Origin of the sequence: Pseudomonas sp. KBN10P06128, assembly GCF_037574945.1 — a bacterium.
Lineage (GTDB): Bacteria > Pseudomonadota > Gammaproteobacteria > Pseudomonadales > Pseudomonadaceae > Pseudomonas > Pseudomonas aeruginosa.
This window is the reverse complement of sequence record NZ_JBBELR010000001.1, coordinates 2,809,496-2,822,288: the sequence shown is the minus strand read 5'-3', so window position 1 is coordinate 2,822,288 and position 12,793 is coordinate 2,809,496. Positions and strand designations below refer to the sequence as shown.

Annotated in this window: 13 protein-coding genes; 5 read left to right on the top strand and 8 right to left on the bottom strand. The window is 68.0% G+C overall.

From position 1 onward, the window contains the following. Positions 1-94: 94 nt before the first annotated feature. Together VQ065_RS13430 and VQ065_RS13425 are read left to right on the top strand one after the other, a co-directional pair. Positions 95-1,099, top strand: a complete 1,005-nt coding sequence (locus tag VQ065_RS13430; protein ID WP_003087564.1) for an NADP-dependent oxidoreductase — start codon at positions 95-97, stop codon at positions 1,097-1,099. A gap of 163 nt (positions 1,100-1,262) precedes the next feature. After that, positions 1,263-2,984 (top strand): SulP family inorganic anion transporter, encoded by a 1,722-nt coding sequence (locus tag VQ065_RS13425; protein WP_003087559.1) that lies wholly within the window; start codon positions 1,263-1,265, stop codon positions 2,982-2,984. Here VQ065_RS13425 and VQ065_RS13420 read toward each other — a convergent pair. Beyond that, positions 2,965-4,923, bottom strand: coding sequence for a methyl-accepting chemotaxis protein (locus VQ065_RS13420; RefSeq protein ID WP_003087557.1), 1,959 nt, complete (start codon positions 4,921-4,923; stop codon positions 2,965-2,967). The genes VQ065_RS13425 and VQ065_RS13420 overlap by 20 nt on opposite strands. 201 nt (positions 4,924-5,124) lie before the next feature. Between VQ065_RS13420 and VQ065_RS13415 the strand changes: the two genes are divergently transcribed. Beyond that, positions 5,125-5,532 carry a DUF5086 domain-containing protein gene (locus VQ065_RS13415; RefSeq protein WP_003087555.1) on the top strand — a complete coding sequence of 136 codons (408 nt, stop codon included), beginning with the start codon at positions 5,125-5,127 and terminating at the stop codon, positions 5,530-5,532. 6 nt (positions 5,533-5,538) lie between these two features. On the opposite strand, the gene VQ065_RS13410 is transcribed toward VQ065_RS13415, so the two are convergent. Continuing rightward, on the bottom strand, positions 5,539-6,147 hold the full coding sequence (locus VQ065_RS13410) for a flavin reductase family protein (protein ID WP_003087553.1): 609 nt from the start codon (positions 6,145-6,147) through the stop codon (positions 5,539-5,541). Between the two features lie 137 nt (positions 6,148-6,284). Here VQ065_RS13410 and VQ065_RS13405 point away from each other — a divergent pair, with 137 nt between their 5' ends. Continuing rightward, positions 6,285-6,632, top strand: a complete 348-nt coding sequence (locus tag VQ065_RS13405; protein WP_003087550.1) for a GFA family protein — start codon at positions 6,285-6,287, stop codon at positions 6,630-6,632. Here VQ065_RS13405 and mnmH read toward each other — a convergent pair. The 3 genes from mnmH to VQ065_RS13390 form a co-directional block, all read right to left on the bottom strand. After that, on the bottom strand, positions 6,611-7,720 hold the full coding sequence (mnmH, locus tag VQ065_RS13400; RefSeq protein WP_003087548.1) for a tRNA 2-selenouridine(34) synthase MnmH: 1,110 nt from the start codon (positions 7,718-7,720) through the stop codon (positions 6,611-6,613). The genes VQ065_RS13405 and mnmH overlap by 22 nt on opposite strands. Continuing rightward, positions 7,720-8,754, bottom strand: coding sequence for a selenide, water dikinase SelD (gene selD / locus VQ065_RS13395; RefSeq protein WP_003087546.1), 1,035 nt, complete (start codon positions 8,752-8,754; stop codon positions 7,720-7,722). The genes mnmH and selD overlap by 1 nt, the downstream gene beginning before the upstream one ends. Before the next feature lie 83 nt (positions 8,755-8,837). Then, positions 8,838-9,116 (bottom strand): hypothetical protein, encoded by a 279-nt coding sequence (locus tag VQ065_RS13390; RefSeq protein ID WP_003087544.1) that lies wholly within the window; start codon positions 9,114-9,116, stop codon positions 8,838-8,840. 114 nt (positions 9,117-9,230) lie between these two features. Here VQ065_RS13390 and VQ065_RS13385 point away from each other — a divergent pair, with 114 nt between their 5' ends. Next, entirely contained in the window at positions 9,231-10,268 is a 1,038-nt protein-coding gene (locus tag VQ065_RS13385) for a patatin-like phospholipase family protein (RefSeq protein WP_003087542.1), read from the top strand. Positions 10,269-10,271: 3 nt separating this feature from the next. On the opposite strand, the gene VQ065_RS13380 is transcribed toward VQ065_RS13385, so the two are convergent. From VQ065_RS13380 to VQ065_RS13370, 3 genes are all read right to left on the bottom strand, one after another. Next, on the bottom strand, positions 10,272-10,877 hold the full coding sequence (locus tag VQ065_RS13380; RefSeq protein WP_003087539.1) for a DUF4893 domain-containing protein: 606 nt from the start codon (positions 10,875-10,877) through the stop codon (positions 10,272-10,274). 110 nt (positions 10,878-10,987) lie between these two features. Then, on the bottom strand, positions 10,988-11,896 hold the full coding sequence (gene glsB, locus VQ065_RS13375; protein ID WP_003087537.1) for a glutaminase B: 909 nt from the start codon (positions 11,894-11,896) through the stop codon (positions 10,988-10,990). Positions 11,897-12,016: 120 nt separating this feature from the next. Beyond that, a complete protein-coding gene (locus VQ065_RS13370; RefSeq protein WP_003087534.1) occupies positions 12,017-12,709 on the bottom strand; it encodes a response regulator in 693 nt (230 codons plus the stop codon). Positions 12,710-12,793 lie beyond the last annotated feature (84 nt).

Sequence of the window (12,793 nt, the reverse complement as noted above, 5' to 3'; positions counted from 1 at the left end):
ATGACCGGTCATTTCCGCACTCGCCTTCGCTTGCCGCCGGCGCCGGCGCCGGCTATCCCTAGGGGCCTGTTTCCCGACATTCGAGTGCCCTGCCATGACCTCCCAGATCAATCGGCAATACCAGTTGGCCCAGCGTCCCAGCGGGCTGCCCGGCCGCGACACCTTCAGTTTCGTCGAGACCCCGCTCGGCGAGCCGGCCGAGGGCCAGATCCTGGTGAAGAACGAGTACCTGTCGCTGGACCCGGCGATGCGCGGCTGGATGAACGACGCCCGCTCCTACATCCCGCCGGTGGGGATCGGCGAGGTGATGCGCGCGCTCGGCGTCGGCAAGGTGCTGGTTTCGAAGCACCCCGGCTTCCAGACCGGCGACTACGTCAACGGCGCCCTCGGCGTGCAGGACTATTTCGTCGGCGAGCCCAAGGGTTTCTACAAGGTCGACCCGTCCCGCGCGCCGCTGCCGCGCTATCTCTCGGCGCTGGGCATGACCGGCATGACCGCCTACTTCGCGTTGCTCGACGTCGGCCAGCCGAAGAGCGGCGAGACCGTGGTGATCTCCGGCGCCGCCGGTGCGGTGGGCAGCGTTGCCGGGCAGATCGCCAGGCTCAAGGGCTGCCGGGTGGTGGGCATCGCCGGCGGCGCCGAGAAATGTCGCTTCCTGGTCGAGGAGCTGGGCTTCGACGGCGCCATCGACTACAAGAACGAAGACCTCGCCGCCGGACTCAAGCGCGAATGCCCGAAGGGTATCGATGTGTTCTTCGACAACGTCGGCGGCGAAATCCTCGACACGGTGCTCACCCGTATCGCCTTCAAGGCACGCATCGTCCTCTGCGGGGCGATCAGCCAGTACAACAACAAGGAAGCGGTGCGCGGCCCGGCCAACTACCTGTCGCTGCTGGTCAATCGGGCGCGCATGGAAGGCATGGTGGTGATGGACTATGCCCAGCGCTTCCCAGAAGGCCTGAAGGAGATGGCCACCTGGCTGGCGGAAGGCAAGCTGCAATCGCGCGAGGACATCGTCGAAGGCCTGGAGACCTTCCCCGAGACCCTGCTCAAGCTGTTCAGCGGGGAAAACTTCGGCAAGTTGGTGTTGAAGGTCTGAGGTCCGCCGCCGGCGCGAAGAAGCGGCGGATAGTGCCTGGCGCTATCCGCCCTGCGCCTCGCCTCGAAGAGCGTGTGCACTGAAGAAATAATGATTCCCGGCAATCCTGCCGCCTGTCCTTCGGGCTAAGCTGCGGCATCCGCGCCTGCAAGGAATCAGCCGCATGCCACTCGCCCGCTGGGTACCCGGACTCGATAGCCTGCTCCACTACCGCCGCGCCTGGTTCCGTCCGGATGTCCAGGCCGGGCTGTCGGTGGCGGCGATCCAGATCCCCACTGCCATCGCCTACGCCCAGATCGCCGGCTTCCCGCCCCAGGTAGGCCTCTATGCATGCATCCTGCCGATGCTGATCTACGCCCTGATCGGCAGCTCGCGCCAGTTGATGGTCGGCCCCGACGCGGCGACCGCGGCGATGGTCGCCGCCGCCATCACCCCGCTGGCGGCGGGCGACCCGCAGCGCCTGGTGGACCTGTCGATGATCGTCGCGATCATGGTCGGGCTGTTCTCCATCGTCGCCGGCCTGGCCCGCGCCGGATTCATCGCCAGCTTCCTCTCGCGACCGATCCTGGTCGGCTACCTCAACGGCATCGGCCTGAGCCTGCTGGTCGGGCAACTGGGCAAGCTGTTCGGCTACGAGGCGGCGACCAGCGGCTTCGTCGCCGGCATCCTCGCGCTGCTGGAGAACCTGCTGCACATCCATTGGCCGACGCTGATCCTCGGCAGCCTCTCGCTCTTGCTGATGGTGCTGCTGCCGCGGCGCTTCCCGCAGTTGCCCGGGGCGCTCTGCGGCGTCCTCCTGGCCAGTCTCGCCGCGGCGCTGCTGGGCCTGGATCGCTACGGCGTGGAACTGCTTGGCGAGGTACCGGCCGGGCTGCCGCAACTGAGCTGGCCGCAGACCAGCCTGGAGGAACTGAAAAGCCTGCTGCGCGACGCCACCGGCATTACCGTGGTCAGCTTCTGCAGCGCCATGCTCACCGCGCGCAGCTTCGCCGCCCGCCACGGCTACAGCATCAACGCCAACCACGAATTCGTCGCCCTCGGCCTGGCCAACATCGGCGCCGGGGTCTCCCAGGGCTTCGCCATCAGCGGCGCCGACTCCCGCACCGCGGTGAACGACATGGTCGGCGGCAAGACCCAACTGGTCGGCGTGGTCGCCGCGCTGGTGATCGCCGCCACCCTGTTGCTGCTGAACAAGCCCCTGGGCTGGGTGCCGATGCCGGCGCTCGGCGCGGTCCTGTTGCTGGCCGGCTGGGGCCTGATCGACGTGCAGGCGCTGAAAGGCTTCTGGAAGCTCAGCCGCTTCGAGTTCAGCCTCTGCCTGCTGACCACCGTCGGCGTGCTCAGCGTCGGCGTGCTGCCGGGAATCTTCGTCGCCGTCAGCATCGCCGTACTGCGCCTGCTCTACTACACCTATCGCCCGAGCGACGCGGTGCTCGGCTGGATGCACGGCATCGACGGCCAGGTCGAGCTGGCCAAGTACCCGCAGGCCACCACTCTTCCCGGCCTGGTGATCTACCGCTTCGACGCCCCCCTGCTGTTCTTCAACGCCGACTACTTCAAGCAGCGGGTGCTTGCCGTGGTGGACGGCAGCGAGCGGCCGAATGCGGTGCTGCTCAACGCCGAAGCCATGACCAACCTCGACATCAGCGGCCTGGCCACCCTCCACGAGGTGCAACAGATCCTCAAGGCCCAGGGCGTGCACCTGTCGCTGGCGCGGGTGACCGGGCAGACGCTGGACCTGCTGCAACGCTCGAGCATGCTCGGCGAGATCAAGCCGCCGCTGGTGTTCAGCTCGGTGCGCTCGGGGGTCAGTGCTTATCGCTACTGGCTGCGCCAGCAGGAAAGACTCGCCGCCCAGGCCGCGGCTACAAGCGGAAATGCCTGACCATGCCCTGTAGTTCGCGCCCCAGCTCCGCCAGTTGTTCGCTGGACGAAGCCGTCGACTGCATGGCCTGGGCCGACTGATCGGCCACCTCGCGGATCGCCGTGACGCTGCGGTTGATCTCCTCGGCGACCGCGCTCTGCTGCTCGGAGGCCGCGGCGATCTGCTGGTTCATCTGCTGGATCAGCGCCACCGCCGTAGCGATGTTGCCCAGCGCCGCCTCGGTCTGCAACGCGTCGTCGACGCTCTGGTCCACCAACTGGTGGCTGCGCTGCATACGCTGCACCGCCTGCTGCGTGCCATTCTGCAAGGCACCGATCAGGGTCTCGATCTCGGCCGTGGACTGTTGGGTGCGCCGCGCCAGCGCCCGCACCTCGTCGGCGACCACGGCGAAGCCTCGACCCTGGTCGCCGGCCCGCGCCGCCTCGATGGCGGCGTTCAGCGCCAGCAGGTTGGTCTGCTCGGCCACGCTCTTGATCACGTCCAGCACGCTGCCGATGCGCTGGCTGTCGGCGCTCAGCGCCTCGACGCTGGCGGTGGCCGCGCGCACCGCCTCGGCCAGTCGCTCGATCCGCTCCAGGGTCTGGCGTACCACCTCCTGGCCGACGCTGACCTTGCCGTCGGCGCTTTCCGCCGACCCCGCGGCTTCCTCGGCGTTGTGCGCCACTTCGTGGACGGTGGTGGCCATCTGGTTCATCGCCGTGGCCACCTGTTCGGTTTCCGCCCGCTGGATGTCGATTCCCAGGCGGGTGCGCGTGGTAACGCCGGACAGCGCCTCGGAAGCGCCGGCAATCCGCCCGACGCCGTCCTGCAACTGGCTGACGATACCGCGCAGGCTGCCGGTCATGGCGCGCATCGCGGCCATCAGTTGGCCAACCTCGTCGCGCCGCTCGCTGTCGACCCGCACTGCCAGGTCGCCTTCGGCGATCCGCTGCGCCACGCCCATCGCCTGGCGCAGCGGACGGACGATCAGCAGGCTGATGCCGAAGGCTGCGCCCAGGCCCACCAGCAGCGCCAGCACGGCGGCGCCGACGATCAGCAGGGAGTTTGTCCGCAGGCTGTGGAGCATGGCCTGCTGCTGCGCCTCCCAGCTACGGTCGACACGCGCCATCACCTGCCCGGCACGCTCGCCCATGGCGGCGTACATCTGCCGCTCCTGGCGCTGGCTGGCGCGATACTCGGCGAGCTTGTCGGCGAAACCGCGGATATTGGTCAGCACGTCCTTGACCACCGACACGTAGGCATCGTCGGTGATCGCCTGCTCCAGCCGGGCGGCCAGCTCCAGCGCCTCGCGCAGCGATTTCGGCGGCCCCTCCTGCGCATCCGCGGCGCGCGCTTCGAGACGCGAGCGGGCCTCGTCCAACCCCTGCAGGACCAGGCGATTGACCTGGGCGACCTGGGCCGCCTGCTGCAACAGCGGTTCGCCGTCGCGTCCCTGGCTCTCCTTCAGCGCATAGGCGCCATCCTCGGCCAGGCTGGACTGGAGGATATCGAGGCTGTTGGCGGCGCCGTTCAGCGACCAGCTGGCGCTTTCCCAAGCCAACTGGCGTCCCTGGATGGACTGCTCGAAGCGGCCAAACGCTTCGAGGTATGCCGCCAGCACCTGCTCCACCTCGGCCATGCCAAGCGCCTGATCGGCGTCGCCGTCGGCCTTGAGCCGGCCCACCCGTTCAAGGGTCGCGGCCAGGCGCTGGCGCAAGCGCTCGGCGTCACTCTTTTCCCCGTGCAGGGCAAAGTCCTTCTCGGCCTGGCGAACCTCCAGCACGTCGCGATTGATCGCGCTCATCTCCTGCAGGCGCGCGAAGCGCTGCCCCAGCGCATGCAGCGAGAGCACCGCGAGCGCGGCCACCAGCGCGGTCAACAGCAGGACCAGGGTAAAACCGATGGCCAGTTTCTTCGCCGTGCCGAGATCGGCCAGACGCCTGCGCAGCAACCCCAGCATGACTCCCCTCCCCCGTGACGCGCCGTCTGCGTGCGCATTTCCCGCTGTGTCGCGCGTTTTTCGCCGAACCTGAGCGGCCGGGCAAGGTAGTAGCACGATAATGGCCAGGAGAGATATGCGCAGGTCGTTTCCAGGATATCCGGGCTGACGTCGGGCGGGCGCGGAGCCATACTGGGCGCCCCATGGAAAAAGGAGCTTGCCATGCGTCCCGTATTGCCGCTGTTGCTGTCGCTGAGTCTGTGCGCCCCCGCCCTGGCCGACTGGAGCGGCCCGATCGAGCAGCCGCTCTGGTCGTTGCCGGCGGCGCCGGGCCTGTCGCGCTGGCTGATCGTGCACAACCTGTCGAGCGCGGCGGCCGACGGCCTGTACCACGTCGAGGTCCTGGAGCGCCGCCAGGGCCAGCAGCCCTGGCAGTTCCAGCGCCTGGCCGCGCACCTGGCGCTGACCGAACAGGCGCTGCGCGCGAGTATCGTGGCGCCGCTGAAACGCGGCGGGGTGTATCCGGAAAGCTACCAGTTCGCCTATCGCCAGTGGCAGGAACGCCAGGCCGCGGGCCAGGCGCCGGTGTGCCGGCGCACGGTCGACGAGTGCCTGCGGGCGCCGGACTGAGCCCGGCTACCTGGGCCGGATCATGCTGAACGTGTCGCGGGTATAGCTGTAGTGGCTGCCGCCCAGGCGACCGACCAGGTCGAGCCTGTCGCTATCCACATGGCGCTCGTCGGCCAGCACGGCATCGTCGACATGGGCCAGCAGCACGCGGGCGAAGATCAGGTGGCAATTGGGGTTCTCCGCCGGATACGGCTTGATCTCCGCCACCTCGCACTCGAAGGCCACCGCCGCCGCGGCGATCCGCGGCGGTGCCACGCGTACGCTGGACACGGTAGGGATGCCGACCGTCTCGATCTCGCTCACGCCATGGGGCAGCCAGGCGGAGGTGGCGTTCATGGTCTCTGCCTGGGCGGCGCCGACCAGGTGGATCACCAGCTGCCCGGTGGCCTGGACGTTGCGCAGGGTGTCCTTGAGGCTGCCGTCGTCGCGCAGGCTGACGTTGACCATCAGGGTCGGCGGCTCGTCGCTGATCACCTGGAAGAAGCTGAACGGGGCCAGGTTGCTGGCGCCCTCGGCGGACAGGGTCGAGACCCAGGCAATCGGTCGCGGGGTGACGGTGGAAGCCAACCAGCGATAGGCCTCGGCGGGAGCGATGGTGGTGAAGTCCAGTTGCATGGTGGTCTCGCGGAAATCGACGGAGGGGACGCCGATTATGCCGCAGCCCCGCAGCTCTCGCGACCGTCTGCGCCGCGGCCCTGCGCCACCTGGAGGCAGCGGCTAGACTTGCCCTACCCTCACCCAGGAGCCCTGCCATGAACTATCGAGGAAGCTGCCACTGCGGAACCATCGCCTACGAAGTCGAAGGCGACCTCGACCAGGTGATCCAGTGCAACTGTTCACTGTGCAGCCGGCGCGGCTGGCTGCTGTGGTTCGTCCCGCGCGACCGTCTGGCGCTGAAGACGCCGGCCAGCGCGATGCACACCTACACCTTCAACACCCATCGCCTGCAGCATCACTTCTGCCCCACCTGCGGCTGCGCGCCGTTCAGCGAAGGCATAGGCCCGGACGGCCAGGCGATGGCCGCGGTCAACGCGCGCTGCCTGGAGGACATCGACGCCAGCGCGCTCCCGGTACAGCACTACGATGGCCGCAACGCCTGACGCTGGCGCAGGTAGCCGATCACCTCGGCCTGGTTGCCGCGGAACTCGACGCGGTCTTCCTTGCTCTGCCGCTGGAAGGCGTACATCGGGTCGTAGTACTCCTTGAGCAGCCCCTCGATCCAGCCGCGATGGGTATCCACCGAGCCGTCGCGGCCCTGCTCTTCCAGCGCCTGCACGAGGATCGCCGCCAGCCGCTGGTAGCGCTCGCCGCCGAGGCGCTTGACGATGCCGGCGAGGCTCTTCTGCAGGTAGGCGGAGAAGGCGGCGAAGCCCTCCTCCACGCCCACCACGCGCTCGAACTCGCTGCGCAGGTCGATCACGTAGTCCCTGAGGATACGCTCGACACGCTGCTCGAAGGCATCCTCCAGCCAGACCAGCGGGTAGCCCTGCATCCCCTGGTACAGCTCCAGCGGCAAGGAGCAGCTGCCGACGATCCGCCCCTCGTCCTCGAGGACGAACTGGCCGACGCCACGATGACGCTTCTTCAGGATGTCGATGGCCAGGCGGTTCTCGAAGTCGATCTGCGCCGGCTGCGGCGTGGCTCGCCGGCCAAAGCTGGAGCCGCGGTGGTTGGCGTGGCCTTCGAGATCGAGGCTGTTGTCCAGCGCCGCGATCACCTCGGTCTTGCCGCAACCGGTGAGGCCGCCGACCAGCACGAAATCGCACTCGTCGACCGCCGCGCGGGTGGTTTCGAAAAGGAAGTTGCGCAACGCCTTGTAGCCGCCGATCACCCGTGGGTAGTCGATGCCGGCGTCCTGCTTCAGCCACTGCTGGACGATCTGCGAGCGCAGGCCGCCGCGGAAGCAATACAGGTAGCCGTTCGGGTTGGCTTCGGCGAAGGCTTTCCAGGCCGCCAGCCGTTCGGCCTTGAGCGCCCCGCAGACCAGTTCGTGACCAAGGGCGATGGCGGCCTGCTGGCCGTGCTGCTTATAGCTGGTGCCGACCTTCTGCCGCTCGATGTCGTTCATCAGCGGCCGGTTGACCGTGTTGGGAAAGGCGCCCTTGTGGTACTCCACCGGGGCGCGCACATCCATCAGGGGGATATCGTCGAGAAACAGTTCGCGGTAGTGCTGGGTGTTGTCGCGCATTACAGCACCTGTACCGCGAGACTCTGTCGCTCGACCAGTTCGCCGATCGGCGCCAGTTGCAGGCCGAGTTCCGCCGCCACGGCGAGGAACTCCGCCTCGCCTTCCGGAGCCACCGCCACCAGCAGGCCGCCGCTGGTCTGCGGATCGCAAAGCAACAGCTTCTGCACCTCCGGCAGTGGCGCGATGCGCTCGCCATAGCTGTCGAAGTTGCGCAGGGTGCCGCCGGGCACGCAGCCCTGCTCCAGGTAATATTCGGCACTGGCCAGGCGCGGCACCGCGGCGTACTCAACGCGCGCGGTGAGCTTGCTGCCGTCGGCCATTTCCACCAGGTGGCCGAGCAGGCCGAAACCGGTGACGTCGGTCATCGCCTTGACCCCGGCCAATCGACCGAAGCGCGCGCCGGGCCTGTTCAGGGTGCACATCCAGTCGCGCGCCACGCCGACGTCCTCGGCGCGCAGCCTGGCCTTCTTCTCGGCAGTGGTGAGGATGCCGATGCCCAGCGGCTTGGTCAGGTACAGCCTGCAGCCGGCCTCGGCGGTGTCGTTGCGTTTCATGAAACGCTTCTCCACCACGCCGGTCACGGCCAGGCCGAAGATCGGCTCGGGGGCGTCGATGGAGTGTCCGCCGGCCAGCGGGATGCCGGCTTCCTCGCAGACCTTGCGGCCGCCGGCGATCACCTCGCGGGCGACTTCCGCGGCCAGCACGTTGACCGGCCAGCCGAGGATGGCGATGGCCATCAGCGGGTCGCCACCCATGGCGTAGATGTCGCTGATGGCGTTGGTCGCGGCGATACGGCCGAAATCGAAGGGGTCGTCGACGATCGGCATGAAGAAATCGGTGGTGGAGACCACCCCGCGCTCCTCGTCGAGGGCGTAGACAGCCGCGTCGTCGCGCGAGGCGTTGCCGACCCAGAGCTTCGGATCGAGGTTCTGCGCGCCGCTGCCGGCGAGGATCACCTCCAGTACCTTGGGCGAAATCTTGCAGCCGCAGCCGGCGCCGTGGCTGTACTGGGTCAGGCGGATCGCCTCGCTCATCGGTGTACTCCCGTGGATGTCGGAAAAGTGCCCATTCTAGCAAAGCCGGCGCCGCCGCCAGAGGGCCGATCACCGCGCCCGGCTCAGCGCCCGGCGCGCGACTCGCGGATATAGAAGCGCGCCTTCTCGGCCTTGCTGGTGCAGCCCTCGTAGGCTTCGAACTGCTGCTGGGTCTTGGCCCCGGTGAGCAGGGGCAGGGCCTTCGAGTAGCTGACGGTGCCGGCGAAGCCTTCGGCCTTGGCCAGGTCGAGTTCCTTCCAGGCCGCGTCCAACTGGTCGGCGCAGTTCTCCCGGTAGGCGGTCTTGCCGGCGCAGCCGGCCATGGTCAGGGCAAGGACGGGCAGAACGATCCAGGTTTTCATCGAACGATCTCCGGACAGGGAAAGGGCCGCGCATCGCCGCGACGCACTTGGCGGCGGCCGGGCGACACGCGTATCGTTTTCGCTTCGTCACGCAGTATTGGCAAGGGGTTGCAGATGAGCAAACAGGTCGCCCTGGTATTAGGCTCCGGCGGTGCGCGCGGCTACGCGCACATCGGCGTGATCGAGGAACTCGAGGCGCGCGGCTATGAGATCACCTGCATCGCCGGTTGTTCCATGGGCTCGGTGATCGGCGGCATCTACGCCGCCGGCAAGCTGCGCGAGTACCGCGAGTGGGTGGAAAGCCTGGATTACCTCGACGTGCTGCGCCTGCTCGACGTCAGCTTCCGCCTCGGCGCAATCCGCGGCGAGCGGGTGTTCGGCAAGATCCACGAGATCCTCGGCGAGGTGAACATCGAGGACCTGTCGATCCCCTACACGGCGGTTGCCACCGACCTCACCAACCAGCAGGAAATCTGGTTCCAGGAAGGCTGCCTGCACCAGGCCATGCGCGCCTCGGCGGCGATCCCCAGCCTGTTCACCCCGGTCATGCAGGGCAGCCGCATGCTGGTCGACGGCGGCCTGCTCAACCCGTTGCCGATCGTGCCGGTGGTGTCGGCCCACAGCGACCTGATCATCGCGGTCAACCTCAACGCCACCAACCAGAAGCAATACCACCTGCCGGTGATCGAGCGTCCGGCCGCGCTCAAGGGGCGCTTCGACAGCATGATCGAGAGCCTCGGCCACAAACTCTCGTTCTTCCGCCGCCACGGCGACGACAATACCCCGCCGGAGCTGAGCGCCGACGCCCTGCTCCATCCGGTTCCGGCGGAATCCGAGGAGCCCGCCGAGCCGCAACTGCAACAGCCGGCCGCGGCGCCGCAAGGCAAGGACTCGCCGAAGTCGGCCAGCGGCACCACGGTGGTGGAAAGCAGCGGTCCGGCATCACTGCTGGAACTGGTCAACCAGAGCTTCGAGGTGATGCAGACCTCGCTGGCGCAGTACAAGATCGCCGGCTACCCGCCGGACATCCTGATCAACGTGCCGAAGCGGGTCTGCCGCTTCTTCGAGTTCTACAAGGCGCCGGAGTTGATCGCCCTCGGCCGGCAGATCGCCAGCGACACCCTGGACCGCTACGAGGAAGACAACGCCTGAGCCTCAGCGGCTGAACTCGAGGACCTCGTAGCCGCCGCGCCGCTCCGGGAACAGCAGGAGGAAGCCGCCGGCGTGCGGGCGCAGCAACGCGACCACGTCGGACTCAGCCGGCGCGCCGTGGGCCAGGCCACTGAAGGCCACCTGGGGCTCGTCGTTGACCGTGGCGCCGCCGAGGAACACGTAGCGCTGCGTGCCTTCGCGGAACAGGTAGCCGCTGACCCGCTGCGAACCGCTGGTCTTCTCCAGGAACAGGCCGCGGTCGGTACGCCGGATGCGGCACTGGAAGTTCGGATAGCGATAGATGCCGTACTGGTCGGCCTGGGTCGAGCGGCACTTCCAGTCGCCCAGCAGGCCTTTCTCGTCGACGGCGACGGCGGGCTGCGCCAGGCTGAGTTCCAGTTGCTCCAGTTCCGGCAGGAATTCCTCGAAGGCACTGTCGTAGTAGCGCTTGTTGATGGCCTCGGCGTCCTGCTCGACGGCCAGCACGCTGCGCTGCTGCTGGTCGCTGGTGTAGCCACGCCAGTCCGGCTCGGCGGCGCCGGCGTGTGCGCAGGCGGCGAGAACGGTGAGGCAGGCGAAGACACGGGAAACGGGAATCGGGCGGGACATGGCGACCATCCTGGCGAGTGGACCGGCGCATCCGGCGCCGGCAAGCGGTAGCCGCAGAACATAGCGCAGCGGCGCCGGGAATTCGAGCGCCACCACGACGGGCGGCGGTTTCAGAAGATCGACCAGCCGATCCGCTCGCTGAGTTTCTCCAGCGCGGCGATACCCGCCAACGAATTGCCCGCGGCGTTCAGCTCCGGCGACCAGACGCAGACCGTGAAGCGCCCCGGCACCACCGCGATGATGCCGCCGCCGACGCCGCTCTTGCCCGGCAGGCCGACCCGGTAGGCAAAGTTGCCGGCCTCGTCGTAGAGCCCGCTGGTGGCCATGATCGCGTTGACCTGCTTGGTCTGCCGCTCGTTGAGCACCTGCTCGCCGCTGTGCTTGCAGAAGCCCTTGTCGGCGAGGAAGCAGAACGCCCGCGCCAGGTCGACGCAGCTCATGCGCAACGCGCAATGATGGAAATAGCTGAGCAGCACCGCCTCGACGTCGTTGTGGAAGTTGCCGAACGATTTCATCAGGTAGGCCGCCGCCGCGTTGCGCGAGCGGTGCTGGTACTCCGAGCGCGCCACCACCGAGTCCGACACCACTTCCGGGTTGCCGCACAGGCGCCGGACGAAATCGCGCATCGATTGCGCCGGCGCGGCGAAACGCGACTGGTTGATGTCGCAGATCACCAGGGCGCCGGCATTGATGAACGGATTGCGCGGCTTGCCGCGCTCGAACTCCAGCTGCACCAGGGAGTTGAAAGGCTGGCCGGAGGGCTCGTGGCCGAGGCGTTGCCAGATGTCCTCGCCGGAATGCTGGATCGCCTGGACCAGGCTGAACACCTTGGAAATGCTCTGGATGGAAAACGGCCGCAGGGCGTCGCCGGCATGGAACAGCTCGCCGTCGCGGCTGTACACGGCGATCCCCAGTTGGTTCGGCTCGACGCCGGCGAGCGCGGGAATGTAGTCGGCGACCTTGCCGCGCCCGATCAGCGGGCGGACTTCATCGAGAATCTCGTTCAACAGTTGCTGCATGATGACCTTCGTCGTGACACCGGGGCGCCGACCCGGCGCATCCGGGCCAGCGCGAATGCGCGGCATCATAGGCGATGAACGCGCGGGAGGCATGCCCCTCGCGCAGAATTGCGCTGCGCGTCAGCTGTCGCGCAGGCGATAGCCGACGCCCGCCTCGGTCACCAGGAAGCGCGGGCTGGCCGGATCGTCGCCGAGTTTCTGCCGCAGGTGGCCGACCACGACCCGCAGGTAATGGGTGTCTTCGACGTGGGTCGGGCCCCAGATATCCTTGAGCAGTTGCTGCTGGGTCACTACCCGTCCGAGATGGCGTGCCAGCGCGGCGAGCACCGCGTACTCCTTGCGCGTCAGCGCCACTTCCGCACCCTCCAGGGTGACCCGGCGATAGGCGAAGTCCACCTGCAACGGGCCGACCGCCACCGCCGCCTCCGGGCTTTCGCCCTGCGCCGCCTGGCGCAGCAGGACGCGCACGCGGGCGAGGAACTCCTGGATGCCGAACGGCTTGGTCACGTAGTCGTTGGCGCCACCGTCCAGGGCCAGCACCTTCTCGCCCTCGCTGGCGCGCACCGACAGCACCAGCACCGGCACCTGCGACCATTCGCGCAGGTCGCGGAGGATGTCCTGGCCGTCGCGGTCCGGCAGGCCGAGGTCGAGCACCACCAGGTCCGGCCGGTTCAGCGCGGCCTGGGCCAGCCCCTCTTCGCCGGTGCCGGCCTCGAGTACCCGGTAGCCCTGGGCATTGAGGCTGATACGGAGGAACTTGCGGATCTGCGGTTCGTCGTCGATCAGCAGGATGCTGTTCTGCAATTGGGTCATGGCACTCGGCACGGCAGGTGAACACGGCGACGAGCCAGCGGCGGCGTCGCGGAAACGGCAGGAATAGCGCGAGCGCGGGCGCCA

Bases quoted from the DNA above. Each gene is read 5' to 3' on its own strand.
- VQ065_RS13405 (WP_003087550.1), top strand. From the start codon at position 6,285: ATGAACTATCGAGGAAGCTGCCACTGCGGAACCATCGCCTACGAAGTC.
- VQ065_RS13425 (WP_003087559.1), top strand. From the start codon at position 1,263: ATGCCACTCGCCCGCTGGGTACCCGGACTCGATAGCCTGCTCCACTAC.
- VQ065_RS13390 (WP_003087544.1), bottom strand. From the start codon at position 9,116: ATGAAAACCTGGATCGTTCTGCCCGTCCTTGCCCTGACCATGGCCGGC.
- VQ065_RS13385 (WP_003087542.1), top strand. From the start codon at position 9,231: ATGAGCAAACAGGTCGCCCTGGTATTAGGCTCCGGCGGTGCGCGCGGC.
- VQ065_RS13415 (WP_003087555.1), top strand. From the start codon at position 5,125: ATGCGTCCCGTATTGCCGCTGTTGCTGTCGCTGAGTCTGTGCGCCCCC.
- VQ065_RS13370 (WP_003087534.1), bottom strand. From the start codon at position 12,709: ATGACCCAATTGCAGAACAGCATCCTGCTGATCGACGACGAACCGCAG.
- VQ065_RS13430 (WP_003087564.1), top strand. From the start codon at position 95: ATGACCTCCCAGATCAATCGGCAATACCAGTTGGCCCAGCGTCCCAGC.
- mnmH (WP_003087548.1), bottom strand. From the start codon at position 7,720: ATGCGCGACAACACCCAGCACTACCGCGAACTGTTTCTCGACGATATC.
- VQ065_RS13410 (WP_003087553.1), bottom strand. From the start codon at position 6,147: ATGCAACTGGACTTCACCACCATCGCTCCCGCCGAGGCCTATCGCTGG.
- VQ065_RS13380 (WP_003087539.1), bottom strand. From the start codon at position 10,877: ATGTCCCGCCCGATTCCCGTTTCCCGTGTCTTCGCCTGCCTCACCGTT.
- VQ065_RS13420 (WP_003087557.1), bottom strand. From the start codon at position 4,923: ATGCTGGGGTTGCTGCGCAGGCGTCTGGCCGATCTCGGCACGGCGAAG.
- selD (WP_003087546.1), bottom strand. From the start codon at position 8,754: ATGAGCGAGGCGATCCGCCTGACCCAGTACAGCCACGGCGCCGGCTGC.
- glsB (WP_003087537.1), bottom strand. From the start codon at position 11,896: ATGCAGCAACTGTTGAACGAGATTCTCGATGAAGTCCGCCCGCTGATC.